The organism is Deltaproteobacteria bacterium, assembly GCA_021159305.1.
In the GTDB taxonomy this organism is placed as follows: Bacteria; Campylobacterota_A; Desulfurellia; order JAGGSF01; family JAGGSF01; genus JAGGSF01.
The window spans coordinates 14,307-38,090 of the sequence record JAGGSB010000031.1 but is presented as its reverse complement, the minus strand read 5'-3'; the positions used below and the strand labels follow the sequence as shown (position 1 = coordinate 38,090).

Here is a 23,784-nt window from a genome sequence, read left to right as displayed (position 1 = left end):
CAGGAGTTTTTTATGTCGCAAAAAATAAGGTTAAGATTAAAGTCCTATGATAGTAGGCTTTTAGACAAGTCCGTAAAGGATATAACGGAAACGGCAAGAAATACGGGGGCAAAGATAAAAGGACCAGTGCTTTTGCCTACAAGGATATCTCGTTACACAGTTTTGCGTTCGCCGTTTGTGAACAAGAAATCAAGAGAGCAGTTCGAGATAAGAATTCATAAGAGGCTTATGGATATTTTAGATGCATCGGAACAGACAGTGGATGCATTGATGAGGATAGATTTACCTGCAGGTGTGGATATAGAGGTGAAACTGTGATAGGTCTTATGGCAAGGAAAATGGGGATGACTCAAATTTTCGAAAGCGATTCTGCGATTCCTGTAACGCTTTTGAAAGTAGAACCGGGGACTGTAGTTGATATTAAAACGCAAGAAAAAAATAGTTACTGTGCATTACAGTTAGGCTTTAGTGATGTTAAAGAAAACAAATTGAACAAGTCCCTAGTTGGTTATTTTAAGAAGAAGAATGTACCATATAAGCGCATGCTGAGAGAATTTAAGTATCAAAATATCGAAGAGTTTAAAATAGGTGATGTGATAGGCGTGGATATATTCAAGGTGGGAGAAACTGCAAGAATTCAAGGATATAGCAAAGGAAAGGGATTTTCTGGTACTATGAAAAGACACGGTTTTCACGGTGGACCCGCTTCTCATGGTGGAATGATGGATAGAAAACCAGGTTCTATAGGTATGTGTGAATATCCAGGAAGGGTGATTAAGGGGAAGAAGATGGCAGGCCACTATGGGAATAAGAAGGTTACAATAAAGACTTCAAGGGTTGTTTTTGTAGACAATGAAAATAGTATTATAGGTCTTAAAGGTAATGTGCTAGGCGGAAGCGGCAGTTGGGTTAAGATATTGAAAGGGAAGCAACAATGAAAATAGATGTGTTGAACAAGCAGGGGAATAAAAAAGGAGAGGTAGATATAAATATTAATGTTGGCAATGTTTCTTCTCTATGCGTGAGTAGGATAGTAAAAGCGTATTTGGCGAATAAGAGAAGAGGAACAGCTTCTTCTAAAACCAGGGGTGATGTATCCGGTGGAGGGAGAAAACCCTGGAGGCAAAAAGGAACGGGAAGAGCGCGGGCAGGTTCTATTCGTTCACCTCTATGGGTAGGTGGTGGTGTATGTTTTGGTCCGAAGCCTCGTACCTATAAACAAAAGGTGAACAAGAAAGAGAAAAAAAAGGTCTACCTGTGGGCTCTGTCACAAAAGATTACAGATGGTGATTTAATTGTGGTGGAGGAGCTTGATTTTTCTTCACCGAAGACAAAAGAAGCCTGTTTGACTTTAAAGAATTTAGGTGTAGAAAAGGGTTTGGTTGTTGTAAATAATGATATGGTTAATTCTATACTTTCTATGAGAAACATAGAAAAGATAGAATTAAAGGAATCGCACAGTGTTAATGTTTATGATATTTTAAGGTATAAAAAGATTGTTGTTCCTCAAAAGCTGTTACCAGAGATGTTGAAGGGAGTTTAGATGGATGTATGGAATATTATAAAAGGGAGAAAAGTTACAGAAAAATCCACAAGAGACAGGGAAGAAGGAAAGTACGTGTTTATAGTGCACAAGAAAGCTACAAAGGTAGATGTGAGAAAAGTTGTAGAAAAAATATTTAAAGTGCAGGTAGAAAAAGTTAATATAATGAATATAAAAGGTAAAAAGAGATTGTTTCATAATATTCGGGGTAGGCGACCTAATACAAGAAAGGTTATTGTGTCACTGAAGCAAGGACAACAGATTAAGGATTTGTGAGGATATAATGGGTGTTAAAGTTTACAAGCCTACTACTCCTGGCAGGCGCGGAATGAGCGTAAGTGATTTTGGTGAACTGACAAAGGTAAAACCGGAGAAGTCCATTCTTGTTTCCATCAAGAAGCATTCCGGGAGAAATAATCTGGGTAGAGTTACCGTACGACATAGAGGCGGAGGACATAAAAGATTGTATAGGATAATAGATTTTAAGCGAGATAATTATAATATTGAGGGAAAGATAAAATCTATTGAATATGATCCTAACAGAAGTGCATACATTGCGCTTGTCTCATATGTAACGGGCGAGAAGCGGTATATCATTGCCCCTTTAGGTTTGAAGGTAGGCGATGTTGTAGAATCAGGAGAAAATGTGGAGATTAAGGTGGGCAATGCACTTCCACTGAGAAAAATTCCAGCAGGAACTATGGTGCACAATATTGGACTTTATCCAGGCGGTGGCGCGAAATTGGCGCGGAGTGCAGGAAGTTATGCTCAAATTATGGCCAAGGAGAAAAGATATGTTTTTCTCAAATTACCTTCCGGTGAAATGAGAATGGTACACGAAAATGCTTATGCGACGGTAGGACAGGTAGGGAATACAGATCAGAGCAACATAGTTTATGGAAAGGCAGGAAGATTGCGTCATTTAGGAAGGAGACCTAAGGTTCGTGGCGTGGCAATGAATCCTGTTGATCATCCTCACGGAGGCGGGGAAGGAAAAAGCGGTACGGGAGGAACGCCTGTTACTCCTTGGGGTGTACCCACGAAAGGATATCGTACGAGAAAGAACAAACGCACGGATAGGTTTATTATAAGGAGGAGAAACAATGGGTAGATCGTCTAAAAAGGGTCCTTATATAGACCAGAAATTGTATAAAAAAGTGCTTAAGATAAAAGATGGTAAAAAGAAAGGGATAATAAAAACATGGTCTAGAAGAAGTGAGATTTTGCCTGAATTTGTGGGATTTACATTTGCTGTACACAATGGGAGAAAATTTATACCTGTATATGTTACGGAAAATATGGTTGGTTATAGATTGGGAGAGTTTGCTCCTACACGAGTGTTTAAAGGACATAAAGGTACAGTTGGCAAGCACGTAGGTGAGGCATAATTATGGAAGTAAGGGCTTATTTAAAAGGAGCAAGAATATCGCCGCGAAAAGTAAGGGAAGTGATTTCGTTTATAAAAGGCCAGAGTGTGGAGAGAGCCTTGATTATGTTGAAGTTTTCTCCTCGCAAAGCCTCTTTCATTTTAAGGAAACTCTTACAGAGTGCATTGTCCAACGCTGAGAATGTAGGAGTAGATGTTGACAAACTTTATATTTCCAAGGTTGTTGCAGATGATGGTTTAAAGATGAAGAGGTTTAGACCAAGAGCAAGAGGGAGAGCAGGAAAGATTGTGAAGAGAGCAAGTAATCTAAAAATCGAGCTGAGTGAGAAATAGGGGGATATTTTGGGACAAAAGGTAAACCCGATAGGTTTGAGAGTAGGAATTAATAAGAATTGGACCTCCCGTTGGTTTGTAGCGAAAGGGTTGAAGGAAAATTTGCTTGAGGATTATAATATCAGGAAAGTAGTAAAGAGAAGATCGTACTACGCTGGATTATCTAAAATAGAGATAGAACGTAAAGGAAACAAAATGACATTAAGCCTATATGCTGCTCGGCCGGGTATTATGATTGGTAAGAAGGGTAGTGAGATAGAAAAGCTTAAAAAATTGGTCAGCGGTTTAACATCGTGTAATGTTACTATAAATGTAAGGGAAGTAGATAAACCGGAGGCTGATGCTCAACTTGTTGCGGAAAATGTTGCGTTACAGATAGAAAAGAGAATGCCGTATAGAAGAGTATTAAAGAAGGTGATGCGTTTAGCGGAGAAGGCTGGTGCGTGTGGAATAAAAATTAAATGTTCAGGAAAATTAGGTGGTGCAGAGATGGCTCGCTGTGAGTGGCGACAGGAAGGGAGAGTTTCATTACAGACATTTAAAGCAAACATTGATTATGGTTTTGCCGAGGCCCTCACTACAGCAGGAGTTATTGGTGTTAAAGCATGGATATTCAAAGAGGACTGAGAGTAGGAGAGAAAGATGTTAATGCCTCGCAGAACAAAGTATAGAAAATACCAGCGTAAAAGAGGGAGCTTGACAGGTGTTTCTGTTCGTGGCTCTAATGTGACATTTGGTGAATTTGGATTGAAGGCAATGGGCAGAGGGGAGATAACAAATAGACAGATAGAGTCTGCTCGTGTTGCTATAACAAGATATTTAAAGAGGGAGGGAAAGGTATGGATTCGTATTTTCCCCTATTTTCCTCTTACGAAAAAACCTGCCGAGACAAGGATGGGAAAAGGCAAAGGTTCTCCTGAAGTATGGGTTGTTCCAGTGAAGCCTGGCCGTATATTGTATGAGGTAGGGAACGTATCGGAAGAAAAAGCTGTAAGAGCATTGAAGTTAGCTTCTTATAAACTTGGTATACCTACAAGAATTGTTAAGGAACAGAGTATATGAAGAGTAGAGAAATTAGAGAAATGGATACTGAAGGATTAAATAAGAAATTGCAGGATTTAAAACAAGAGCTTTTTAATTTACGCTTGCGAAAGAATGTAGAACAGTTGGAAAACCCCAAGAGGTTTCGTAATATAAGGAGAGGAATTGCACAAATACTTACCGTTTTAAGAGAGAAAGGGAGTAATTAATGGCGAAGAAGGTGCTTAAGGGTGTGGTGATAAGCGATAAGATGGACAAAACAAGGGTGGTTTTAATAGAAAGGCTAATGAAACTAAGTAAAATTGGAAAGTATGTAAAAAGAAAGAAAAAATACAAGGTTCATGATGAATATAACAGCTCTAGTGAAGGTGATGTAATAAGTATTGAGGAATGTCGGCCTTTATCTAAGGACAAGAGATTTAGAATAGTGCAAATTGCTAAGAAGGGACACAAGGAGCTTAAAAATGATTCAAATGCAGACAAAATTAAAGGTAGTAGATAACTCTGGTGCTAAAGAAATTATGTGTATAAAGGTGCTTGGTGGAACGATGCGGAGATATGCTCGTGCAGGGGATGTTATTGTGGCTGCAGTGAAGAAAGCAATTCCTGAGGGTAAAGTAAAAAAAGGAAATGTGGTTAAAGCGGTAGTGGTAAGAACCAAAAAAGAATTTAGAAGAGTGGATGGGAGTTATATAAAGTTTGATGATAATGCAGCGGTGATTATAGATGATAAAGGTGAGCCCATAGGCAGCCGTATTTTTGGGCCGGTAGTTAGAGAATTAAGAGCAAGGAATTTTATGAAGATTATATCGCTTGCTCCAGAGGTGCTTTAGGATGAAAACTAAATTAAGAAAAACTGATGAGGTGGAAATAATTAGGGGTAAGGATAGAGGGAAAAGGGGAAAGATTCTCAGTTTTATTTCTAAGAAAAATGCAGTGACCGTAGAGGGCATTAACATTGTCAAGAAACACACTAAACCTTCGGCTACCTCTAAAGGCGGCATTATAGAAAAAGAAGCGCCTATAGACATTTCTAATATTATGCTTGTTTGTCCTCATTGTTCGAAGAGAATACGCATTGGTTACAAGTTTTTGGAGGATGGCAAGAAGGTAAGGTATTGCAGAAAATGTGGGGAGACAATCTAATGGCAGAGAGATACATACCGCGGCTTTTTAGTGTTTATACTGAAAAGATAATTCCTATGATGACGAGAGAGTTTTCTTATAAAAATGTGATGCAGTCACCTCGCTTAGTAAAGATTGTAGTTAATGTAGGTATGGGAGAAGGCGTGCAAGATATAAAACTCTTAGATAGTGCCTTGGATGAGTTAGCAGCCATTACAGGCCAGAGAGGTGTGATTACTCGCGCCAGAAAATCTATAGCTGCTTTTAAGCTGAGGAAGGGTATGCCCATTGGCTGCAGGGTGACGTTGAGAAGAGAGAAAATGTATGACTTTCTTGATAGGTTGATCAATTTTACCTTGCCAAGAGTGAGAGATTTTAGGGGAGTTTCTACAAAGAGCTTTGATGGTAGAGGGAACTATTCTCTGGGTTTGACAGAGCAATTAGTTTTTCCAGAAATAGATTATGACAAGGTACAGAAGGTGCATGGCATGGGTATCAGTATTGTGACGACGGCAAAGACAGATGAGGAATGCCGCGTTTTATTAGAGTCTTTTGGTATGCCATTTAAAAAGGAATAAGGAGAGATGATATGGCGCGGAAAGCATCTATAGAGAAGATGAAGAAGGCACAAAAGTTTAAGGTAAGATATCGAAATAAATGTGGTATCTGTGGAAGGTCCAGAGGGTATCTGAGAAAGTTTGGTATATGTAGAATATGTTTTAGAAATCTTGCTTCAAAAGGGGAGATACCAGGAGTAAGGAAAGCGAGCTGGTAATTAAAGAGGATAGGTATGGATAGAATTAGTGATGGTTTGGCACGAATAAAGAATGCATTGGCGCGACAAATGGAAAGTGTGGATCTTTTATCGAATAGAGTTGTATTGAGTGTCTGCGAGGTATTAAAAAAAGAGGGATTTATAAGCGATTTTAAGGTGTTGGAAGATAAGAGAAATATGGCAAGGGTCTATTTGAAGTATATAGGCAAGGATAAACCGACAATCAGTTTACTTAGGAGAATAAGTAAACCATCGAGAAGAGTATATGTTCGGTATAGTGAAATTCCCTATGTTATGAATGGTCTGGGTGTATCAATATTAAGTACAAGTAAGGGTATTATTTCAAATAAAACAGCCAAGAGACTGCGGGTAGGCGGAGAGTTGATTTGTGAGGTGTTTTAATGTCTCTTATTGGTAGAAAACCTATCCCAATACCTGATAAGGTAGAAGTGGATATTAAAGGAGAAAATGTGTCGGTAAAAGGGGAAAAAGGTTCTCTTCAGTGGGATTATCCGGCACAGTATGTAAAGATAAGAAAAGAAGAAAACTCGTTATATGTAGAAAAGCTGAGCGAGGATAAAAAAGCAAAAGCTCTTCATGGTTTGACAAGAAGTATTGTTGCTAATATGGTGGAAGGCGTGCATAAGGGGTATGAGAAGGTGCTGACTATTGTAGGTATAGGGTACAAAGCAGAAGTAAGAGGGAATGATCTTGTTTTACATTTAGGTTTTTCTCATGAGATTGTGTATCATATTCCTCAAGGTGTTGCTATAAAGGTTAATAAGCAGGGTAATATAATCTATGTAGATGGCATAGACAAACAGGTTGTGGGCCAGGTTACCAGCGAGATTCGTGGATTTAAACCACCTGAGCCTTATAAAGGTAAAGGAATAAGATATAAGGATGAAGTAGTGAGGAAAAAAGCAGGTAAGGCAGGAGGTAAGCAAGCGTATGCTGAAAGTTAATGATAGAAATAAAATGCGCAACAAGAGAAAATTGAGAATAAAAGAGAAGGTAAAAGGGACGGTAGAAAGACCGAGGTTGTGTGTATATAAAAGCTTGAAGCATATCTATGCTCAGCTTATTGATGATAGCGAAGGTCGCACACTTGTTTGTGCATCTACTATAGACAAAGATTGTAAAGTTAGGGCAAATAATGTAGAAGCTGCTAAAGGTGTGGGAATGATGGTTGCTAAAAGGGCTTTGGAAAATGGTATTGATACTGTTGTTTTTGATAGAAATGGTTATATTTACCGGGGGCGGATTAAGGCTTTAGCTGATGCGGCGAGAAAGGAAGGCTTAAACTTTTAGGAGCGAAAAATGTGGGAAGAGAAAGAATTTGAGGAGTATTTAATAAAGGTAGGACGGGTAATAAAAGTAGTTAAGGGAGGAAGGAGATTTAGGTTTAACGCTTTAGTTGCGGTAGGGAACAAAAAAGGGAAAGTGGGTATAGGCATGGGTAAGGCGAAAGAAGTTCCTGAAGCTATAAGAAAAGCAGTAGAAAGGGCAAAGAGAGACATGATAACTGTTCCCTTAACGGAAAAGGCCACTATTCCTTATCAAGTTATAGTTAGAAATGGTTCAGGTAAGGTTTTATTGAAACCCGCTCCTGAAGGACATGGGATTATTGCTGGCAAGGCAGTAAGAGCAGTGGTGGAAGCTTGCGGGATTAAAGATGTTATCACCAAATCTTTGGGTTCGAATAATCCACATAATTTAGCGCATGCTACGATAGAAGCATTGAGAGTTCTGCGTTCTCCTGAGGAAATATTCAGGAATCGTTATGGGGAAAAGCATGAGTAAACTTAAAATAACGCTTAAAAAAGGTTTTATTGGGCAGAGAAAAAAAACAAGAGAGACAGTTTTGTCTTTGGGTTTGAAAAAGCCCCATCATTTTACAGTTAAAGAAGATACACCAGCGGTGAGAGGTATGATTAAGAAGGTGGATTTTATGCTTTCAGTGGAGGAAATGGATGAAATTAAGTGAGTTGGTGAAAACTGTTAAAAACAGCAAAAGATTAGGAAAGGGTAGAGCGAGCGGATGGGGTAAAACATCGGGTAGAGGAACGAAGGGACAAAAAGCGAGGAGTGGAGGAGCAAAAGGTCCGTATTTTGAAGGAGGGCAGACACCTTTAATAAGAAGAGTGCCCAAAAGAGGGTTTAGAAATATATTTAGAAAAGAAGTTGTCGTTGTAAATGTGGGGACATTGGATGAGAATTTTTCTGAAGGGGAAGAGGTTTCTATACAGAGTTTAAGAGAAAAGAAGATTGTCAGGCGAAAATTGCCTGTGAAAATATTAGGAAAAGGTGAGGTAACGAAGTGTCTTACAGTGAGGGTAGATAAGTTTTCTAAGACAGCAAGGGAAAAAATAGCGAAGGCAGGGGGAATAACAGAGGAAATAGGATGAATTCGTCATCTTATGAGAATATCTTCAATGTTCCCGAACTGACCAATCGTTTATTTTTCACTTTGATTATGCTCGTGGTGTTCAGACTCGGTGCTCATATTCCCGCTCCAGGAGTGGATGCGCATGTGCTGGCGCAGATCTTTACACAAGCCAGCGGCACAGTTCTTGGTTTATTCAATATGTTTTCCGGAGATGCGCTGAGTAAATTCAGTATATTTTCGCTGGGTATAATGCCTTACATTAGTGCAGCAATCATATTGGAGCTTTTAACTGCTGTAAATCCTGAACTTGCCAGATTAAAAAAAAGCGGAGAAGAAGGAAGGAGAAAGATATCTACTTATACCAGATATGGCACGGTGATCATATCCTTTGTTCAGGCTACGGGCATAAGTATTGGATTACAGGCAATGCATGGTCCTGGTGGTGCACCAGTTGTTATCTACAGCGGTGTTTCTTTTGTCGTTTTTGCATCTATTATGCTTACTACAGGCACCATGATTCTCATGTGGATAGGAGAACAGATTACGGAGAGAGGGATTGGTAATGGTATTTCGTTGATTATATTTGCAGGTATTGTAGCGCGTATGCCAGCAGCATTTGGTAACACATTTAGGTTGGTGAGTGCTGGTGAAATGTCGGCGTTAGTTGTTTTAATTATACTAATATTAGCACTGGCTGTTATTGCCTTTGTGATTTATGTGGAACTTGCCCAGAGAAGGGTACCCATCCAGTATCCGCGTAGGATGGTAGGTAAGAGAATGTATGGGGGGCAATCCAGTTATCTGCCTATAAAGGTCAATGTCTCTGGAGTTATTCCACCCATATTTGCCTCTTCTATCATCCTTTTTCCTGCAACTTTGACTACATTTTTGCCTATCCCTGCTGTTCGGAAAATAGTTGATTTTTTCTCGCCAGGGAGTCTTATTTACAGTTTTGTTTATATAGGACTTCTTTTCTTTTTTGCATATTTTTATACGGCGATTGTATTTAATCCAAAGGATGTAGCGGATAACTTGAAGAAAAATGGGGGCTTTACCCCAGGGATAAGACCAGGTAAAGCTACGGCAGACTATTTGGATTGGATACTTACCCGCCTTACTTTTGTGGGAGGTATTTATCTTTCCCTTATATGTATATTGCCGTGGCTTTTGATGAAGAGGTTTAATGTGCCGTTCTATTTTGGTGGTACGGCTTTACTCATTGTGGTCCAAGTGGGGTTGGATACTATTATGCAAATAGAATCTCACTTGTTTATGCGTAGTTATTCTGGTTTTTTAAAGAAAAAGAGGGTATGATATGATTGTTGTACTTTTAGGGTCGCCCGGTGTGGGTAAAGGGACACAAGGGATATTGATATCAGAGTATTTACATATTCCCTTGGTTTCTACGGGTGATTTGTTGAGAAATGAAGTAAGAGAACAAACAGATTTGGGGAGAACAGCGAAGACTTTCATGGATAAGGGAGAGCTTGTTTCTGATGACTTAATTATTGAGATGATAAAGAAAAGGATCAAAAGAGAGGATTGCGCAGAAGGGTTTATCTTAGATGGTTTTCCACGCACTTTGTCTCAAGCAGCGAGTCTTGAAAATATGTTTTTACAGGGTAATTTACAATTAGATGTGGTGTTTCTGTTTGATGTGTCGGAAGAGGAAATTGTTAAAAGACTTACGGGAAGAAGAGTATGTGAAAAGTGTGGAACAGTCTATCATGTGAGTTACAATCCGCCTCTTGAAGAAGGTATTTGCGATAAATGTGGAGGAAGTCTCATTAGAAGGGATGATGATAATGAGGAAACAGTAAGAAGGAGAATTGAGGTTTATCGGGACAGCACTGCTCCGCTGATAAACTTTTATAAAAAGCAGGATAAATTGTATACTATAGATGGAACGGGAAAGGTAGAGCGGATATTTGAAAAAGTGAAAGATATTTTGCAGGGGTTTAATGGTCATAACTAAGACAGAAGAAGAGATAAAAAAAATGGCCATAGTAAATAGAATGGTAGCAGAGGTGTTGTGTGTATTAAAAGAAAAGGCAAAGGAAGGTGTTACTACAGAGTATTTGAATGAGATAGCGGAAAAAGAAGCAAAAAAAAGGAATGCTCGTCCTGCATTTAAAGGGTATAATGGTTTCCCTAAAGCGCTCTGCACTTCTATAAACGAGGGCATTGTACATGGCATACCATCGAGAAAAGTTAGTTTGCATAAAGGGGATATTGTTGGTTTGGATTTTGGTTTAATTTTTGACGATTTTTATGGAGATTCGGCGATTACCGTTGCGATAGGTAAAATTTCGGATGAGAATAAAAAGCTATTGAAGGTTACAGAAAATGCTCTATATGCGGGAATAGAACAGGCGAAGCCGGGCAACTTTCTGCTTGATATATCAAGGTCAATAGAGGAAACTGTTCATAGAGAGGGTTTTTCTGTGGTGAGAGATTTCACGGGGCATGGTATAGGTAGAAATTTACATGAGGACCCGGAGGTGCTAAATTATGTACCTTCATTTTTTTCTCTCAAATTGCCTCTTGTGGTAGGAATGACAATAGCGATAGAGCCGATGGTGAATGTAGGAACATATAAGGTTAAGATAAAGAAGGATGGTTGGACAGCGGTTACTGCGGATGGTAAACCATCTGCACATTTTGAGCATACAATTGCCATTACAGAGAATGGACCTATGATTTTAAGTATCTGTTGATGGTATGGAGGATATTAAGTGACTAAAGAAAAAGCCATAGAGGTTGAAGGAGAGGTTATAGAATCGTTGCCCAATGCGATGTTTCGTGTAAAATTAAAGCAGGGTCATGTTATTTTGGCTCATGTACGCGGCAAGATGAGAATGCATTTTATAAAGATTTTGCCTGGGGATAGAGTAAGGGTAGAAATTTCCCCTTATAGCATCGATCGAGGGAGAATTGTATATAGATTTAAGTAGGAGGAATTAGTTGATGAAAGTAAGATCGTCGGTGAAGCCTATATGTAGTAAGTGTAAGGTGATAAAGAGAAAAGGCGTTGTAAGGGTTATTTGTAAGAATCCCAAACATAAACAAAAACAGGGTTAGGAGGCAAATGTGGCACGTATTGTGGGGGTAGAGCTGCCGAAACACAAGAGAATGGAAATAGCTCTTACATATATTTATGGTATTGGTAGATCTAGAGCGATGGAAATATTAAAAAAAGTAGGTATTAGCCTTGATAAACATACAGATGAGTTGAAAGATGATGAAATTACGAAATTAGGAAAAGCAATAAGAGAGTATAGGGTAGAAGGAGATTTGCGAAGGGATATATCTACAGACATCAAACGCTTGATGGATATAGGTTGTTATAGGGGGTTAAGGCATAGGAGAGGTTTGCCGGTTAGAGGACAAAGGACCAGAACCAATGCCCGAATAAGAAAAGGAAGAAGGAAAACTATTGGTAAGGGATAATATATTATGGTAAATAAGAGAAAAAAGGTTAAGAAAAGAATAAGAAAAGTAGCAGTGGTAAGAGGGATAGCGCATATACAAACGACATTTAATAATGCGTTGATCAGCATTACGGACAAAATGGGCAATAGTCTTTTCTGGGCCAGCGCGGGAACAGCTGGTTTTAAAGGGGCAAAAAAGGGAACACCGTTTGCTGCCCAGGTTACTGCCGAGTCTGTAGCCAAAAAGGCTTTAAGTGCCGGATTAAAGGAAGTAGATGTGATGATCAAAGGTCCTGGAGGAGGTAGAGAAACAGCAATAAGGGCTCTACAGGCGGCAGGATTAGAAGTAAAATCCATCAAAGATGTGACACCTATACCTCATAATGGCTGTAGACCACCCAAGAAGAGGAGGGTGTAGAATATGAAGAAGCAAGATGAGTGTAAATTGTGCCGACGGTTGGGAGCAAAGCTGTATTTAAAAGGGGACAGGTGTCTAACTGGAAAATGTGCTTTTGAAAGGAGACCTTATCCTCCCGGTAAAGAAAGATTTCAGAGAAGGAAGATGAGTGATTATGCAACCCATCTTATGGAAAAGCAAAAAGCACGGGCGATTTATGCTGTGGGAGAGAGACAGTTTAGGAGATATTTCTTTAAGGCGAAGAGAGAAAAAGGCAGAACAGGAGAAAACCTTATTCGCATCCTAGAAAGTCGTTTGGATAATATGCTTTACAGGGTGGGATTTGCTACCTCCAGGGGACAGGCAAGGCAGATGATTTCGCATCGTTTTGTAAGGGTGAATGGACGGATGGTAAACATCCCTTCTTATCTTTTGAGAAAAGCTGATGTTGTTGCATTGATAGATGAGGCAAAAAAGAATGATTTTATAAAAGCAAGGATAGAAGAAGCTGTAAAAAGAGGCATTCCTTCGTGGCTTCAGGTTGATGCTGATAAGTTTACCTTTACTGTGTTGAATATACCTTCGACAGAAGAAGTTAATCCTCCGTTTAATGAGGATGCAGTAGTAGAGTTGTATTCTAAGTAATTAAGATGGGGGAGAAAATGGAGCGAACATTTAATTATTTGGTAGAGCCTTTGGCTGTTCAAATAAAAAGTATTGAAGAGAATGCTAATGTAGAACAATTTATTATCCAGCCTCTTCCTAAAGGATATGCTGTAACTTTAGGGAATGCTATCAGGAGAGTTCTTCTTTCTTCTATCCCTGGTATTGCGATTGTAGGGGCAAAGATAGAAGGAGTAATGCATGAATTTAGCGTTTTGCATGGTGTAAAGGAAGATGTATTGGCTATTATATTGAATTTAAAGCAAGTGCGTTTTAAAGCATTGACAGATAGTTTTACAGAGGGTGAGGCTTTTATTGAAAAAAAAGGAGGCGGAGAACTGAAGGCTGGTGATATTGCTGTATCTAACGATATAGAGGTAATAAATAAGACTCATCATATTGCTTTTCTAATGGAAGACAGTGAAATTAAAATGAACCTTCTTTTAGAAAAGGGCGTGGGATATAAACCAGCCAAAGAAAATGTTAGGGAAGAAGTGGGATTAATTCCTATAGACGCTATGTTTTCGCCTGTAAAACGTGTTGCTTATCATGCCGGGAAAAGTACGCATCGTGGTTTTTATGATTATGATAAACTTACTTTAGAGGTAGAAACAGATGGGACATTAGCTCCAAAAAGTGCAGTAAGCAAGGCGGCGTATATTTTAGAAGATTATCTTAGTTTTTTTACGCGATTCGTTTCCACAACGGGAAAAAAAGTCGAAGAGGAAATAGAAGAAGAGACAGAGATTAATGAAAATTTATTAAAAACAGTGGGGGAATTGGAGTTGAGCGCCCGTGCAGCAAATTGTTTAAAGGCTCAGAACATAGAGCACATTTTGGAATTGGTGCAAAAAACAGAGAGTGAGCTTTTGGACACGCGTAATTTTGGCAAACAATCGTTAAAGGAAATAAAAGATGCTTTGAATCAATTGGGATTGAGTTTAGACATGAAAATAGACGAGAAGACACTTTCAAAGATAGAACAATTAGAAGCAGAGAGGGGAGAAAAGGATGCGTCATAAACATGGTTATAGAAAGCTGGGGGTAAACACAGGACACAGGAAAGCTTTACTGAGAAGTTTAGCCCGAGCTATAATATTAAACGAGCGCATTACAACCACAGATGCCAGGGCTAAAGAAATGGTGCGCTTTGTTAGTGGTTTGGTCACATTGGCTAAAAAAGAAACTCTGTCTGCGCGAAGGCAGGCTTTAAGCATTTTACCACATAAGAAAGTAGTGGATAGACTCTTTTCCGAGATTGGTCCCCGATTTGCAGATGTAAATGGTGGATATTTGCGCTGTTTTAAGTTGGGTTATCGTAAGGGCGATGGAGCTCCTGTATCCATAGTGGAATTTTCTAAGAAAAAATCTTAGATGTGGAAGAGTACCTATGTTGCCTTTTATTTAATAGTTTTCTTTTTTATTTTAGATGTAATATCTAAAATATTGGTGGCTCATTTTTTGGGCGTGACCAGTTGCATATCTGTTTCTGGCTTTCTGAATATAGTGTATGTAGAAAATAGTGGAATAGCATTTGGTCTGTTTGGCACCTCTCCTATCTTTTTTAAGAGAATTTTACTTTCTTCTGTGAATATTATCGTTTTTACTATTGTGATAGTTATGTTACTTAAAGGAAGAAAAATTTCATCTATAACTGCTGTGGGGTTGGGTTTATTAGGGGCTGGAGCATTGGGAAATTTAAGAGACAGGCTATTTTTTGGATATGTGACGGATTTTATTGATTTACATATTGGTATGCATCATTATCCGGCTTTTAATATTGCGGATGCTTGCATTACTATAGGTGTACTTATCTTAATTGTTCACAGGCTTTTAAAGAAGTCTATTTGAATTCCTTTTAGACAGATAAACAAAATTGCTTTATATTTTCTTCTTGCCCTGTGCAGATAAGAGTGGAATTCCCTTTTATTCTTGTTTGGGCAGAAGGATTAAAATGAGTTTTCCCTTTTTCCACTATTCCTATAATCATAATGTTAAATTTCTCTCTTATTTGTGAATCTTTTATTTTTACACCATCATAAGCTGAGTTTTGTTCTATGTCGATTTCTGCTATCTTAAATTCTTCGGTTGTAGACCTTAAAGCTAAGGTGAATGCTGCTGCTTTGGGGGAGGTGATTATATAGGCGATGCGGGAAGCGCTTATCTCATAAGGATAGATTATCTTATTTGCCCCTGCTTTAATTAGTCTTTTTTTGCTTTCTTCTTCAGATGCGCGGCTGATAATATTTAAGTTTGGGCTTAACTCTCTTGCAGTCATTGTGATGTAGAGATTTTCTGCATCGGAAGAGGTGAGGATAATTATACTGGAAGCTTGCCCTACATTGGCATCTTTTAATGTTTCTTCTTCTGTTGCATCGCCACAAATCGTTTTATATCCCTTATTTTCCATTTTCTCTTTATCTTTTTCTATTATAACAAAGGATACATCTCTTTTATGCAATTCTTCTGCTACATTTTTCCCCAGTCTCCCGAAGCCACAGATTATATGATGATTCTTTAGTTTTTTGATTTCTTTCTTCATTTTTTCCTCCTGCAGGCTTTTAAATTTAAGTATATATTCCATATACAATGATGTTATAAAGCTGGTAATGATGGAGAGTATTAAAACTCCAATTATAACGAGTATAATAGTGACAACTTTGCCGGTTTGGGTAGAGGGGGTAATATCTCCATAACCAAGCATTGGTATGGTTTGTATAACCCAATATAGAGAATCAAATATGGTTTTAAACTGGGCATTGGATTTATATTCAGTAAGGTATATGACTATGGAGAATGAAAAGATCACAAAGAGAATTACTATGAATAGAGTTATAGCTTCAGTTGTTCTTTTCTTTATGACAGGTTTCATTCCTGGAAACAAATGGCTATGGTATGTTATTTTAATTAATCTGCTTATAATAATTAAGAAAGAAAAAGGTTTAGGTAAAATGTAGTAGGGAATGAATGATAAAATGTTTGTTATTGTTCTAAATTTAAAGGTGGGAGACAACCATAGTCTTAAGAGAAACTCTATACAAAGAATAATGCATATACATTTTTCAATCGTTTTATAATGAATCTTTAAGCCTGCTGTAGCTATCCCTCCCTCATAGGCTATTATAGAGAAGAGAGAAATAATGATAATTATTATTATAGTAATGTTGAAATATCTGTTTTGTGAAATATCTTGAAGAAGATTCTTAATTCTTTTCATTAGAGATATTCTTTGCGTAATTTTCTACTTCTTTGACAAATTTTTCTATTAGTTGCGGTTCTGGTACTTTTTCTTTTATTTTTCCCTTAACGGCGATTAATCCGAATTTTTTTCCACCACAGATTGCTAAATCTGCTTCTTTTGATTCGCCTATTGCATTGACCATACAACCCATAACAGCTATTTTAATGGGTTTTTTAATATGAGATAATCTCTCCTTTAGCGTAGCTACAAGAGGTATGAGATTTATCTGTATGCGCCCGCAAGTAGGGCAGGAGACAATATCTATACCATGTTTTTTTCTTAAGTGGAGGGAGGATAAGATTTCATAGGCTGCATCTACTTCTTTTACGGGATGTTCTGAGAGGGATACCCTGATTGTATCTCCAATACCTTCTCTTAAAAGAGTACCTAAAGCAACACCGGATTTTGTTATCCCTTCTTGCAGAGGGCCTGCTTCCGTAAGCCCAATGTGTATGGGGTAATCTATAAGTTTTGATATCTTTTCATTGGTAATGATGGTTGTTTTTACATCGGATGATTTTATAGATACCTTCATTAATGTGAACCCTTCGTCTTCAAATTTCCTTACCCAGTTATATGCGCTTTCTACTATTGCATCAGCTGTTGGCCATCCATATTTATCTAATAGACTTTTTTCCAGAGAACCTGAGTTTACGCCTATTCTAATAGGAATATTTTTGTCCCTTGCTGCTCTTATTATTTCCCTTACTTTTCCCCAGGAGCCGATATTTCCGGGATTTATTCTTACTCCATCTACCCCTGCATTTATAGAGGCGATTGCCAAATGATGTTGGAAGTGGATGTCGGCAATTATAGGTACAGGACTTTTCTTTTTTATTTCTTTTATGGCAGCTACCGCTTCATCATCCATTATTGCACACCTTACGATTTCACAACCTGCCTCATGTAATTCGTTTATTTGACCGAGAGTTTGTTTGATATTTCTGGTGTCCGTTTTAGTCATGGACTGGACAGAAATGGGTGCATCTCCTCCTATGTATGCATTTTCTATCTTTATTTTCCTTGTCTTTCTTCTCTTTATCCATTCCATTTTATTTTATAAAGAGTCGGGATAGATCGTTGTAAAAAGCAAACGCCATAAGTAAAATTAGAATAGCTAAGCCGATATTTTGTGCAATTACCTGCACATTTAAGGGAACCGGTTTTCTTCTTATAGCCTCTATAGTGAGAAATGTTAGATGCCCACCGTCAAGAATAGGGATAGGTAAAAGATTCAAAATGCCTAAATTGATACTGATTATAGCCGCTAAAGCCAAAAATGTAGAGAAACCAGCTGCTGCGGCCTTAGATGCAATGTTAATGATTAATATAGGACCACCCACCGAGGAAGCAGGAATGGCTCTTTCAATGAGCCTTACAATACCCAATATGGTTATCTTTACAATATAAACTGTTCTACAAGCGCCCTTTTCTATACTTTTAAAAACATTCAGTCTTTGTATAATTGTTTCTCCTGAGGGCGCAATGCCAATAATGCCTACCTTTTTCTTGTAACCCAAAAGGTCTTTTACTTCGGTAAGTTTTGGTGTAATAGGTGTTTCTATTATTTTTCCATTCCTTTTGATATTTAGAGTGATACTTTTTCCTGCATTTTTTTTGATGATAACGGAGAGTTCTTCCCATGTTTTTATATTCTTTTTATCTATAGCAATAATCTCATCTCCCTTTTGTATTTTGGCATAATAAGCAGGAGCATCTTTTTTTACTTCTCCTATTGTTGATTTAAGTGTGGGAACACCAATGGCATATACAATAGCAAAAAACAATACAGCAGATAGTATGTTGAACATTGGACCGGCGAGAATGATGAGAAAACGCTTGTATAATTTTTGGTTGTAGAATGCTCGTTCATCTGAATCTTTTTTCTCTCCTTCTTCTGGATTTTCTCCTTTTAATTTTACATATCCTCCCAATGGAATAGCAGAAAGTACGTATTCTGTTTCCTTTCCCTTTTTCCTTAATATAACAGGACCGAATCCGATGGAAAACCTTTCTACAAATACGTGAAACAGTTTTGCTACAGAAAAATGTCCCGTTTCATGAATTAAAATAATAATAACAAGGGCGATTAATCCGTAAATAATACCCATTATATGTTTCCTTTATATTTTTTTATATTTTTTATTATCTCATTGGTAAAACTCTTTACATCATAAATAGAATTCATCATTTTTCCTCCAAAAATATGGATTGATTTTTCCAGTATGTCAAATATCTTATCAAATGTGATTTTTCTGTTTAAGAATAATTCTACTGCTGCTTCATCAGCAGCGTTTAAAACGATTGCATAATTTTTATCTTCATTTTGTAAGGCGTATTTAGCCAAATTGAGAGTGTTAAATTTTTCTGTATCTGGTTTTTCAAATGTTAGAAGTTGCATCTTATCGAAAGATAAAGCATTGATTTCGTTGCCTCTCTGAGGGTAGAATAGAGAATAGCTTATAGGTATACGCATATCAGGGGGTGCCATCTGGGCTATTATGGAACTGTCTTTAAATTCCACCGCTGAATGTATTATGCTTTGAGGATGGATTATCACATCTATTTTTGAAGGTTTGATGTTGAATAACCACCGGGCTTCGATCATTTCAAAGCCTTTGTTCATCAATGTTGCAGAATCAATGGTAACCTTTTTACCCATGTTCCATAATGGATGCCTTAGTGCATCCTTTTTGCTAATATGTGGGAAAAATTCCTTTGATGTATGTAAAAATGGACCGCCGGAGGCAGTAAGAATTAATCTATTCACATCTCTCTTTTTCCCTGCTTTTAAACATTGGAATAATGCGCTGTGTTCCGAATCTACAGGAATAATTTCTACATGATTTTCTTTTGCTTTTTTCATGATGTGTTTGCCCCAGGCGACTAAAGATTCTTTATTAGCCAAGGCCAGTCTTTTTTTATTTTGAATAGCTGAATATGTAGGAAGTAGCCCTGCAGTGCCTGACAGTGCATTGATCACGATGTGTGCTTCGGGATGAGAGGCAAGTTCACACAAACCCTCTTCTCCATAAGTGATTTTTATGTGTGAGGGGATTTCTTCTTGTAGCTTAATTTTATTTTCTTTTGTTTTGACAACGACAATTTGGGGGTTGAGAAGATTAGCTTGCTCTTTTAGAAGTTCTATATTTTCGCAGCCAGAAATACCCAGGACTCTAAATTTATGCGGATAGCGCATTATTACTTGAGTGCTATTTTTCCCTATTGAACCGGTGGAACCTAAAATAACGATATTTTTCATTTTATCAGCATATTCAAATAGTATACAGCAGGTATGGCAAAAGATAAACTGTCCAATCTATCCAATATTCCCCCATGACCTGGCAGAAGGTTACCAGAATCCTTTTTTCCAAAAGCTCTTTTTGGGACAGATTCAGCCAGATCGCCCAAAATACCCACTATATTGGCTGTAAAACAAAGTAAAAATCCCTGTTTTAATTCTATGCTAAACATACCGGACAAGAAAGCTACTGCAGTCCCCATAATCACCCCTGAAATTGCACCTTCTGTGGTTTTGTGCGGACTTATGTGGGGTGACAGGGAGTGTTTCCCCCATTTTTTTCCAACAAGAAGAGCTACAGTATCTCCTATCCATATGGAGAATAAAGTTAGAATCAAGATTTCTCTTCCATTGTTCATTATAGCTAATTTGTAAAAATAGGTGTATAAAACCATGTAGAACACACCAGAAAGATAAAATGCTTTTTTAAGAATACTTTCTTTTTGCACATTTTCGAAATTTAGTAGTAAGTGAATGACTACGATACCCAACATAACAGGTTGTATAAAAGAAGGTAAACGCATAATCGAGATACTGAAGAAAATGGAAAATAAAATATAGAAGGTTTTTACTATATTTATCTGTTTGTCGTCCAACTTCAACCATTCTATCATTCCCAACACAGAAACAACAGTTACTACTAAAAATATGATTGTGAAACTACATTTGAGAAAAATGAATATGACGATGAGGCCAAAGACAATAGCAGTAATCGTGCGTTTGAGCATCTATAGCCTTCCGAATCGCCTTTTGCGGTGTTGGAAGTCTATTATTGCTTGATAGAGGTCTGCCGCAGAGAAGTTTGGCCACATCTTAGGAGAAAAGTATAGTTCTGCATACGATAACTGCCACAGGAGAAAGTTGCTTATCCTTTTTTCTTTACCTGTTCTTATGAGAAGATCCGGGTCGGGTAAAGAACTTGTGTATAGATATTTGGAAAATGTTTTCTCATCTATATCTTTTATATTCATTTCTCCACTTTTTATCTGCTTTGCAATATTCTGTGTGGCATTTAATATATCCAATCTTCCTCCATAGTTTATGGCTAAGTTCAGAATCATTTCATCATATTTTTCCGTTTTTCTCTGAGCATCTCTTAAAGTGTTTATAAGTCTTTTTGGCAAATCTTCAATTTTCCCTATTGTTTTGAATCTTATTTTATTTTTCATAAAATTTGGCAAATATCGTTTTGTATTCTGGTAGATGAGATCTAATAGGAAATCTACCTCATCTTTAGGCCTTTGCCAATTTTCTGTAGAAAATGCAAAGATGGTGAGAATGGGGATTCCTATATTTTTTGCTGTCTTTACTATTGTTTCTGTTGTTTTTACACCTTTTATGTGTCCATAAACACGTGCTTTTTTGTGTGTCTTTGCCCACCTGCCGTTTCCATCCATTATAATAGCTATGTGCATTGGTAAACTGTTTTTGTCTATTTGAGATAAGAGTTTTTCTTCATTCATGAGACGGAGAGTATTTCCTTCCCCTTCTTTTCCACAATATTGCTGATTTTCTCTATGTATTCATCGGTGAGTTTTTGTATTTCGCCTATTGCTTTTTTGCAATCATCTTCCGAAATTTCTTTTTTCTTTTCCCTTTCTTTTAATGTGTTGTTTACCTTTTTCCTTATGTTTCTTATATTCATTTTGTATTTTTCTGCATCTTTCCTTGTCTTTTTTACGATCTCATTTTTATCTTCTTCTGTTAGATGAGGTATATTTAATCTTATTACTCTTCCATCATTTATAGGTGTAACGCCAATATTTGTTTTAAGAATGGCTTTTTCTATGTCTTTTATAATATTGGGATCCCACGGTTGAACAACGATGTGGGTAGCATCAGAAATGGAAATAAGAGCTACTTGCTTTAATGGGGAGTCTGTTCCATAACAAGAGACAGAAATGTCCTCAACCAAATTTGCTTGAGCTCTACCTGTCCGTACTGTTTTTATATATCTCGTAAGCGACTTAAGCGTTTTTTCCATCTCTTTTTTCGCTTTATCGACTATCTCTTTCATGAATAGTTTCCTATTTTAATAGTGTTCCTACTTTTTCACCCAATACAGCTTTTTTCAACACATCTTTTTTATTCATATTAAACACAACAATAGGCATAGAATTATCCATACATAGAGATGTAGCCGCAGCGTCTATGAGCTTTAACCCCTTATCTATTACCTGCAGGTAACTGATTGTATTGTACTTTACTGCATCTTTGTAAATTAAAGGATCCTTGTCGTATATACCATCCACCTTTGTTGCTTTAAATATCACTTCTGCTTTTATCTCTAATGCTCTCAAGGCTGCTGCTGTATCTGTAGTGAAATAAGGACTGCCTGTTCCGGCTACAAATATAACAATTCTTTTCTTTTCTAAGTGTCTCAATGCTCTCCTTCTAATATAAGGTTCTGCTATTTCTCTCATTTCTATAGCAGACATAACCCGTGTTTGGAGGGAGAGTTTTTCCAGTGCATCCTGCAGAGCAAGCCCGTTGATTACTGTAGCTAACATGCCCATATAATCTGCCGATGCTCTATCCATGCCTTGTGTTGAGCCCTTTATTCCGCGGAAGATATTTCCTCCGCCGATAACGATGGCTATTTGTACTCCTAAAATCCAGGTGTCATAAATGTTCTGGGCAATTCTGTTTAAGGTATTTAGATCTGTGCCAAAATCAAGATGACCCATCAATGCTTCTCCGCTTAGTTTAAGCAATATCTTCTTATATTTTGGTTGCACTAAAGCTCTCCTACTGTGAAATGGGCAAATCTTTGCACACTAATATTTTCTCCCAGTTTAACGATGTAATTAGCAATATGTTCTTTTATTGTTATTTTTTCATCCTTTATAAATGTTTGTTCTAAAAGACATGTTTGTTTAAAGTATTTACTCATTTTCCCTTCAACAATTTTTTCTACTATCTGAGGAGGTTTTTTTTCTTTTAGTAATTGTTCTTTAAAGAAGGATTTTTCTTTTTCTATTATGTCTCGAGGCACATCTTCTATTTTTACATACAGTGGTGACATAGCTGCAACTTGCATGGTAAGATCCTTCAGGAGCGTATTAAATTCATCGGTGTTAGCCACAAAGTCTGTTTCGCAATTCAACTCCAACAATACACCTACCTTGCCTCCAAAATGTATGTAAGACCCTATTTTTCCTTCTTTTGCTATGCGTGATGTTTTTTTCTGTGCTTCAGCTAAGCCTTTTTCTCTTAATTTAAGGATTGCTTTTTCCATGTTTCCTTGTGTTTCCTGAAGCGCTTTTTTACAAGCCATCATCCCTGCTCCCGTTATATTTCTTAACTGCTTGACCGATTGCGCGGAAATCTCAGTCATTCAACTCCTCCCCCTTTGTTTCTTCTATTTTTTCCTCTATTTCTTTTTCCTTTTCTATTTTGGCTCGACCCTCCATAACAGACTCTGCGATTTTATCGGCAACTAATTTTATTGATCTTATAGCGTCGTCATTACCAGGGATAATATAGTCTATAGGATTGGGATCACAATTTGTATCCACTAAAGCTACAATGGGAATATTCAATATATTTGCTTCATGTACTGCAAGCGATTCCCTTTTTACATCAACAACAAACAGGGCTTCAGGTAATTGCTTCATATCTCTTATGCCTGCAAGATATTTTTCCAGTTTTGCTTTCTTTTTAAGGATTCTTTTGGCATCTTTTTTCGATAGTTCGTTCAGGTCACTTCCTTTTTCTAACTCATCTAATTTGTTTAGCTTGTCAACGCTCTTTTGGATTGTTTTGAAGTTTGTGAGCATTCCTCCTAACCACTTTTCGTTTACATACGGCATGTTGCATTTTTCTGCGCACTCTTTTATACTCTCCTTTCCTTGCTTTTTTGTGCACACAAAGAGAACACTTTTGCCTTGTGCCGCTACGTTTTCTATGAACTCGCATGATGCCTCAAAGTAGTTAATAGTTTTTTGCAAATCTATTATGTGAATTCCTTTGCGGGCAGCAAAGATATACGGTTTCATCTGTGGATTCCATCGTTTTACCTGATGACCAAAATGAACACCCGCTTCCAGTAATGCTTTCATTGAAATTTGCGTCATAAAAACCTCCAAAAAGAGGAGGTTTTTAGACGCGAATCTTTGATTTGCGTCATAAAGAACCTCCTTCAGGATTTTCTTCCGC

At 37.5% G+C, this 23,784-nt stretch carries 42 protein-coding genes; 32 read left to right on the top strand and 10 right to left on the bottom strand.

The annotated features are described in order from the left end of the window. Positions 1–12: 12 nt before the first annotated feature. From rpsJ to lspA, 32 genes are read left to right on the top strand one after another with little or no spacing between them, the layout of a single operon-like run. Complete coding sequence (gene rpsJ / locus J7J10_02125) at positions 13–318, top strand: 30S ribosomal protein S10 (GenBank protein ID MCD6129737.1); 306 nt, start codon at positions 13–15, stop codon at positions 316–318. After that, positions 315–938, top strand: a complete 624-nt coding sequence (rplC, locus tag J7J10_02120) for a 50S ribosomal protein L3 (protein ID MCD6129736.1) — start codon at positions 315–317, stop codon at positions 936–938. The genes rpsJ and rplC overlap by 4 nt, the downstream gene beginning before the upstream one ends. Then, positions 935–1,543, top strand: coding sequence for a 50S ribosomal protein L4 (gene rplD, locus J7J10_02115; GenBank protein ID MCD6129735.1), 609 nt, complete (start codon positions 935–937; stop codon positions 1,541–1,543). The genes rplC and rplD overlap by 4 nt, the downstream gene beginning before the upstream one ends. Then, positions 1,544–1,819: a 50S ribosomal protein L23 gene (gene rplW, locus J7J10_02110; protein MCD6129734.1), complete on the top strand. Its 276-nt coding sequence runs from the start codon at positions 1,544–1,546 to the stop codon at positions 1,817–1,819. Between the two features lie 7 nt (positions 1,820–1,826). After that, positions 1,827–2,654, top strand: a complete 828-nt coding sequence (gene rplB / locus J7J10_02105) for a 50S ribosomal protein L2 (protein MCD6129733.1) — start codon at positions 1,827–1,829, stop codon at positions 2,652–2,654. Next, on the top strand, positions 2,647–2,931 hold the full coding sequence (rpsS, locus tag J7J10_02100) for a 30S ribosomal protein S19 (GenBank protein MCD6129732.1): 285 nt from the start codon (positions 2,647–2,649) through the stop codon (positions 2,929–2,931). The genes rplB and rpsS overlap by 8 nt, the downstream gene beginning before the upstream one ends. After that, positions 2,928–3,263 (top strand): 50S ribosomal protein L22, encoded by a 336-nt coding sequence (gene rplV, locus J7J10_02095; GenBank protein ID MCD6129731.1) that lies wholly within the window; start codon positions 2,928–2,930, stop codon positions 3,261–3,263. The genes rpsS and rplV overlap by 4 nt, the downstream gene beginning before the upstream one ends. A 9-nt stretch (positions 3,264–3,272) precedes the next feature. Then, positions 3,273–3,890, top strand: coding sequence for a 30S ribosomal protein S3 (rpsC, locus tag J7J10_02090; GenBank protein ID MCD6129730.1), 618 nt, complete (start codon positions 3,273–3,275; stop codon positions 3,888–3,890). Between the two features lie 15 nt (positions 3,891–3,905). After that, positions 3,906–4,325 (top strand): 50S ribosomal protein L16, encoded by a 420-nt coding sequence (rplP, locus tag J7J10_02085; protein ID MCD6129729.1) that lies wholly within the window; start codon positions 3,906–3,908, stop codon positions 4,323–4,325. Next, entirely contained in the window at positions 4,322–4,513 is a 192-nt protein-coding gene (gene rpmC / locus J7J10_02080; GenBank protein MCD6129728.1) for a 50S ribosomal protein L29, read from the top strand. Before rplP ends, rpmC begins: the two co-directional genes overlap by 4 nt. Beyond that, entirely contained in the window at positions 4,513–4,806 is a 294-nt protein-coding gene (gene rpsQ, locus J7J10_02075; GenBank protein ID MCD6129727.1) for a 30S ribosomal protein S17, read from the top strand. The genes rpmC and rpsQ overlap by 1 nt, the downstream gene beginning before the upstream one ends. Further along, a complete protein-coding gene (rplN, locus tag J7J10_02070) occupies positions 4,769–5,137 on the top strand; it encodes a 50S ribosomal protein L14 (GenBank protein ID MCD6129726.1) in 369 nt (122 codons plus the stop codon). The genes rpsQ and rplN overlap by 38 nt, the downstream gene beginning before the upstream one ends. 1 nt (position 5,138) lies before the next feature. After that, positions 5,139–5,450 carry a 50S ribosomal protein L24 gene (gene rplX / locus J7J10_02065; protein ID MCD6129725.1) on the top strand — a complete coding sequence of 104 codons (312 nt, stop codon included), beginning with the start codon at positions 5,139–5,141 and terminating at the stop codon, positions 5,448–5,450. Between the two features lie 14 nt (positions 5,451–5,464). Then, a complete protein-coding gene (gene rplE / locus J7J10_02060; protein ID MCD6129724.1) occupies positions 5,465–6,007 on the top strand; it encodes a 50S ribosomal protein L5 in 543 nt (180 codons plus the stop codon). An 11-nt stretch (positions 6,008–6,018) separates the two neighbouring features. Further along, a complete protein-coding gene (locus J7J10_02055; GenBank protein MCD6129723.1) occupies positions 6,019–6,204 on the top strand; it encodes a type Z 30S ribosomal protein S14 in 186 nt (61 codons plus the stop codon). Between the two features lie 15 nt (positions 6,205–6,219). After that, positions 6,220–6,606 (top strand): 30S ribosomal protein S8, encoded by a 387-nt coding sequence (gene rpsH / locus J7J10_02050; GenBank protein MCD6129722.1) that lies wholly within the window; start codon positions 6,220–6,222, stop codon positions 6,604–6,606. After that, a complete protein-coding gene (gene rplF, locus J7J10_02045; protein MCD6129721.1) occupies positions 6,606–7,169 on the top strand; it encodes a 50S ribosomal protein L6 in 564 nt (187 codons plus the stop codon). The genes rpsH and rplF overlap by 1 nt, the downstream gene beginning before the upstream one ends. After that, a complete protein-coding gene (rplR, locus tag J7J10_02040; protein ID MCD6129720.1) occupies positions 7,156–7,515 on the top strand; it encodes a 50S ribosomal protein L18 in 360 nt (119 codons plus the stop codon). The genes rplF and rplR overlap by 14 nt, the downstream gene beginning before the upstream one ends. Before the next feature lie 9 nt (positions 7,516–7,524). Next, positions 7,525–8,007, top strand: a complete 483-nt coding sequence (gene rpsE / locus J7J10_02035) for a 30S ribosomal protein S5 (protein ID MCD6129719.1) — start codon at positions 7,525–7,527, stop codon at positions 8,005–8,007. Next, a complete protein-coding gene (gene rpmD / locus J7J10_02030) occupies positions 8,000–8,191 on the top strand; it encodes a 50S ribosomal protein L30 (protein MCD6129718.1) in 192 nt (63 codons plus the stop codon). Before rpsE ends, rpmD begins: the two co-directional genes overlap by 8 nt. Next, positions 8,178–8,612, top strand: a complete 435-nt coding sequence (gene rplO, locus J7J10_02025) for a 50S ribosomal protein L15 (GenBank protein MCD6129717.1) — start codon at positions 8,178–8,180, stop codon at positions 8,610–8,612. Before rpmD ends, rplO begins: the two co-directional genes overlap by 14 nt. Then, on the top strand, positions 8,609–9,907 hold the full coding sequence (gene secY, locus J7J10_02020) for a preprotein translocase subunit SecY (GenBank protein ID MCD6129716.1): 1,299 nt from the start codon (positions 8,609–8,611) through the stop codon (positions 9,905–9,907). Before rplO ends, secY begins: the two co-directional genes overlap by 4 nt. 1 nt (position 9,908) lies before the next feature. After that, complete coding sequence (locus tag J7J10_02015) at positions 9,909–10,568, top strand: adenylate kinase (protein MCD6129715.1); 660 nt, start codon at positions 9,909–9,911, stop codon at positions 10,566–10,568. Beyond that, a complete protein-coding gene (map, locus tag J7J10_02010) occupies positions 10,555–11,310 on the top strand; it encodes a type I methionyl aminopeptidase (protein ID MCD6129714.1) in 756 nt (251 codons plus the stop codon). The genes J7J10_02015 and map overlap by 14 nt, the downstream gene beginning before the upstream one ends. Before the next feature lie 18 nt (positions 11,311–11,328). Further along, positions 11,329–11,547, top strand: coding sequence for a translation initiation factor IF-1 (gene infA / locus J7J10_02005; GenBank protein ID MCD6129713.1), 219 nt, complete (start codon positions 11,329–11,331; stop codon positions 11,545–11,547). A gap of 13 nt (positions 11,548–11,560) precedes the next feature. Then, positions 11,561–11,674 carry a 50S ribosomal protein L36 gene (rpmJ, locus tag J7J10_02000; GenBank protein ID MCD6129712.1) on the top strand — a complete coding sequence of 38 codons (114 nt, stop codon included), beginning with the start codon at positions 11,561–11,563 and terminating at the stop codon, positions 11,672–11,674. A gap of 9 nt (positions 11,675–11,683) precedes the next feature. Continuing rightward, positions 11,684–12,043 carry a 30S ribosomal protein S13 gene (gene rpsM / locus J7J10_01995; GenBank protein MCD6129711.1) on the top strand — a complete coding sequence of 120 codons (360 nt, stop codon included), beginning with the start codon at positions 11,684–11,686 and terminating at the stop codon, positions 12,041–12,043. Between the two features lie 6 nt (positions 12,044–12,049). Beyond that, a complete protein-coding gene (gene rpsK / locus J7J10_01990; GenBank protein MCD6129710.1) occupies positions 12,050–12,442 on the top strand; it encodes a 30S ribosomal protein S11 in 393 nt (130 codons plus the stop codon). Between the two features lie 3 nt (positions 12,443–12,445). Next, complete coding sequence (gene rpsD, locus J7J10_01985) at positions 12,446–13,066, top strand: 30S ribosomal protein S4 (GenBank protein MCD6129709.1); 621 nt, start codon at positions 12,446–12,448, stop codon at positions 13,064–13,066. Between the two features lie 17 nt (positions 13,067–13,083). After that, a complete protein-coding gene (locus J7J10_01980; GenBank protein ID MCD6129708.1) occupies positions 13,084–14,106 on the top strand; it encodes a DNA-directed RNA polymerase subunit alpha in 1,023 nt (340 codons plus the stop codon). After that, positions 14,096–14,458: a 50S ribosomal protein L17 gene (gene rplQ, locus J7J10_01975; protein ID MCD6129707.1), complete on the top strand. Its 363-nt coding sequence runs from the start codon at positions 14,096–14,098 to the stop codon at positions 14,456–14,458. The genes J7J10_01980 and rplQ overlap by 11 nt, the downstream gene beginning before the upstream one ends. Beyond that, complete coding sequence (gene lspA / locus J7J10_01970) at positions 14,459–14,935, top strand: signal peptidase II (GenBank protein MCD6129706.1); 477 nt, start codon at positions 14,459–14,461, stop codon at positions 14,933–14,935. A 7-nt stretch (positions 14,936–14,942) separates the two neighbouring features. Here lspA and J7J10_01965 read toward each other — a convergent pair whose 3' ends face one another. The 10 genes from J7J10_01965 to rpsB are packed head-to-tail and all read right to left on the bottom strand — an operon-like array spanning position 14,943 to position 23,702. Then, complete coding sequence (locus tag J7J10_01965) at positions 14,943–16,301, bottom strand: NAD-binding protein (GenBank protein MCD6129705.1); 1,359 nt, start codon at positions 16,299–16,301, stop codon at positions 14,943–14,945. Next, on the bottom strand, positions 16,288–17,367 hold the full coding sequence (gene ispG / locus J7J10_01960; protein MCD6129704.1) for a flavodoxin-dependent (E)-4-hydroxy-3-methylbut-2-enyl-diphosphate synthase: 1,080 nt from the start codon (positions 17,365–17,367) through the stop codon (positions 16,288–16,290). The genes J7J10_01965 and ispG overlap by 14 nt, the downstream gene beginning before the upstream one ends. 10 nt (positions 17,368–17,377) lie before the next feature. Continuing rightward, positions 17,378–18,436, bottom strand: coding sequence for an RIP metalloprotease RseP (rseP, locus tag J7J10_01955; protein MCD6129703.1), 1,059 nt, complete (start codon positions 18,434–18,436; stop codon positions 17,378–17,380). Further along, a complete protein-coding gene (locus J7J10_01950; protein ID MCD6129702.1) occupies positions 18,436–19,587 on the bottom strand; it encodes a 1-deoxy-D-xylulose-5-phosphate reductoisomerase in 1,152 nt (383 codons plus the stop codon). The genes rseP and J7J10_01950 overlap by 1 nt, the downstream gene beginning before the upstream one ends. Then, a complete protein-coding gene (locus J7J10_01945) occupies positions 19,584–20,354 on the bottom strand; it encodes a phosphatidate cytidylyltransferase (GenBank protein MCD6129701.1) in 771 nt (256 codons plus the stop codon). Before J7J10_01945 ends, J7J10_01950 begins: the two co-directional genes overlap by 4 nt. Beyond that, on the bottom strand, positions 20,355–21,089 hold the full coding sequence (locus tag J7J10_01940; protein ID MCD6129700.1) for an isoprenyl transferase: 735 nt from the start codon (positions 21,087–21,089) through the stop codon (positions 20,355–20,357). Then, on the bottom strand, positions 21,086–21,643 hold the full coding sequence (gene frr, locus J7J10_01935; protein MCD6129699.1) for a ribosome recycling factor: 558 nt from the start codon (positions 21,641–21,643) through the stop codon (positions 21,086–21,088). Before frr ends, J7J10_01940 begins: the two co-directional genes overlap by 4 nt. A 10-nt stretch (positions 21,644–21,653) precedes the next feature. Next, the gene (locus J7J10_01930; protein MCD6129698.1) at positions 21,654–22,364 is read right to left on the bottom strand and encodes a UMP kinase; all 711 of its coding nucleotides are present in this window, start codon (positions 22,362–22,364) and stop codon (positions 21,654–21,656) included. Next, a complete protein-coding gene (gene tsf, locus J7J10_01925; protein ID MCD6129697.1) occupies positions 22,364–22,963 on the bottom strand; it encodes a translation elongation factor Ts in 600 nt (199 codons plus the stop codon). Before tsf ends, J7J10_01930 begins: the two co-directional genes overlap by 1 nt. Then, positions 22,956–23,702 carry a 30S ribosomal protein S2 gene (gene rpsB / locus J7J10_01920; GenBank protein ID MCD6129696.1) on the bottom strand — a complete coding sequence of 249 codons (747 nt, stop codon included), beginning with the start codon at positions 23,700–23,702 and terminating at the stop codon, positions 22,956–22,958. Before rpsB ends, tsf begins: the two co-directional genes overlap by 8 nt. Positions 23,703–23,784: the final 82 nt, after the last annotated feature.

What these genes read in the sequence shown, in the direction of transcription:
- rpsJ (MCD6129737.1), top strand. Translation starts at nt 13, where the DNA reads ATGTCGCAAAAAATAAGGTTAAGATTAAAGTCCTATGATAGTAGGCTT.
- rplD (MCD6129735.1), top strand. Translation starts at nt 935, where the DNA reads ATGAAAATAGATGTGTTGAACAAGCAGGGGAATAAAAAAGGAGAGGTA.
- rplW (MCD6129734.1), top strand. Translation starts at nt 1,544, where the DNA reads ATGGATGTATGGAATATTATAAAAGGGAGAAAAGTTACAGAAAAATCC.
- rplB (MCD6129733.1), top strand. Translation starts at nt 1,827, where the DNA reads ATGGGTGTTAAAGTTTACAAGCCTACTACTCCTGGCAGGCGCGGAATG.
- rpsS (MCD6129732.1), top strand. Translation starts at nt 2,647, where the DNA reads ATGGGTAGATCGTCTAAAAAGGGTCCTTATATAGACCAGAAATTGTAT.
- rplP (MCD6129729.1), top strand. Translation starts at nt 3,906, where the DNA reads ATGTTAATGCCTCGCAGAACAAAGTATAGAAAATACCAGCGTAAAAGA.
- rpmC (MCD6129728.1), top strand. Translation starts at nt 4,322, where the DNA reads ATGAAGAGTAGAGAAATTAGAGAAATGGATACTGAAGGATTAAATAAG.
- rpsQ (MCD6129727.1), top strand. Translation starts at nt 4,513, where the DNA reads ATGGCGAAGAAGGTGCTTAAGGGTGTGGTGATAAGCGATAAGATGGAC.
- rplN (MCD6129726.1), top strand. Translation starts at nt 4,769, where the DNA reads ATGATTCAAATGCAGACAAAATTAAAGGTAGTAGATAACTCTGGTGCT.
- rplX (MCD6129725.1), top strand. Translation starts at nt 5,139, where the DNA reads ATGAAAACTAAATTAAGAAAAACTGATGAGGTGGAAATAATTAGGGGT.
- J7J10_02055 (MCD6129723.1), top strand. Translation starts at nt 6,019, where the DNA reads ATGGCGCGGAAAGCATCTATAGAGAAGATGAAGAAGGCACAAAAGTTT.
- rpsH (MCD6129722.1), top strand. Translation starts at nt 6,220, where the DNA reads ATGGATAGAATTAGTGATGGTTTGGCACGAATAAAGAATGCATTGGCG.
- rplF (MCD6129721.1), top strand. Translation starts at nt 6,606, where the DNA reads ATGTCTCTTATTGGTAGAAAACCTATCCCAATACCTGATAAGGTAGAA.
- rplR (MCD6129720.1), top strand. Translation starts at nt 7,156, where the DNA reads ATGCTGAAAGTTAATGATAGAAATAAAATGCGCAACAAGAGAAAATTG.
- rpsE (MCD6129719.1), top strand. Translation starts at nt 7,525, where the DNA reads ATGTGGGAAGAGAAAGAATTTGAGGAGTATTTAATAAAGGTAGGACGG.
- rpmD (MCD6129718.1), top strand. Translation starts at nt 8,000, where the DNA reads ATGAGTAAACTTAAAATAACGCTTAAAAAAGGTTTTATTGGGCAGAGA.
- rplO (MCD6129717.1), top strand. Translation starts at nt 8,178, where the DNA reads ATGAAATTAAGTGAGTTGGTGAAAACTGTTAAAAACAGCAAAAGATTA.
- secY (MCD6129716.1), top strand. Translation starts at nt 8,609, where the DNA reads ATGAATTCGTCATCTTATGAGAATATCTTCAATGTTCCCGAACTGACC.
- J7J10_02015 (MCD6129715.1), top strand. Translation starts at nt 9,909, where the DNA reads ATGATTGTTGTACTTTTAGGGTCGCCCGGTGTGGGTAAAGGGACACAA.
- map (MCD6129714.1), top strand. Translation starts at nt 10,555, where the DNA reads ATGGTCATAACTAAGACAGAAGAAGAGATAAAAAAAATGGCCATAGTA.
- rpmJ (MCD6129712.1), top strand. Translation starts at nt 11,561, where the DNA reads ATGAAAGTAAGATCGTCGGTGAAGCCTATATGTAGTAAGTGTAAGGTG.
- rpsK (MCD6129710.1), top strand. Translation starts at nt 12,050, where the DNA reads ATGGTAAATAAGAGAAAAAAGGTTAAGAAAAGAATAAGAAAAGTAGCA.
- rpsD (MCD6129709.1), top strand. Translation starts at nt 12,446, where the DNA reads ATGAAGAAGCAAGATGAGTGTAAATTGTGCCGACGGTTGGGAGCAAAG.
- J7J10_01980 (MCD6129708.1), top strand. Translation starts at nt 13,084, where the DNA reads ATGGAGCGAACATTTAATTATTTGGTAGAGCCTTTGGCTGTTCAAATA.
- rplQ (MCD6129707.1), top strand. Translation starts at nt 14,096, where the DNA reads ATGCGTCATAAACATGGTTATAGAAAGCTGGGGGTAAACACAGGACAC.
- lspA (MCD6129706.1), top strand. Translation starts at nt 14,459, where the DNA reads ATGTGGAAGAGTACCTATGTTGCCTTTTATTTAATAGTTTTCTTTTTT.
- J7J10_01965 (MCD6129705.1), bottom strand. Translation starts at nt 16,301, where the DNA reads ATGAAAAGAATTAAGAATCTTCTTCAAGATATTTCACAAAACAGATAT.
- rseP (MCD6129703.1), bottom strand. Translation starts at nt 18,436, where the DNA reads ATGGGTATTATTTACGGATTAATCGCCCTTGTTATTATTATTTTAATT.
- J7J10_01950 (MCD6129702.1), bottom strand. Translation starts at nt 19,587, where the DNA reads ATGAAAAATATCGTTATTTTAGGTTCCACCGGTTCAATAGGGAAAAAT.
- J7J10_01945 (MCD6129701.1), bottom strand. Translation starts at nt 20,354, where the DNA reads ATGCTCAAACGCACGATTACTGCTATTGTCTTTGGCCTCATCGTCATA.
- J7J10_01940 (MCD6129700.1), bottom strand. Translation starts at nt 21,089, where the DNA reads ATGAATGAAGAAAAACTCTTATCTCAAATAGACAAAAACAGTTTACCA.
- frr (MCD6129699.1), bottom strand. Translation starts at nt 21,643, where the DNA reads ATGAAAGAGATAGTCGATAAAGCGAAAAAAGAGATGGAAAAAACGCTT.
- tsf (MCD6129697.1), bottom strand. Translation starts at nt 22,963, where the DNA reads ATGACTGAGATTTCCGCGCAATCGGTCAAGCAGTTAAGAAATATAACG.
- rpsB (MCD6129696.1), bottom strand. Translation starts at nt 23,702, where the DNA reads ATGACGCAAATTTCAATGAAAGCATTACTGGAAGCGGGTGTTCATTTT.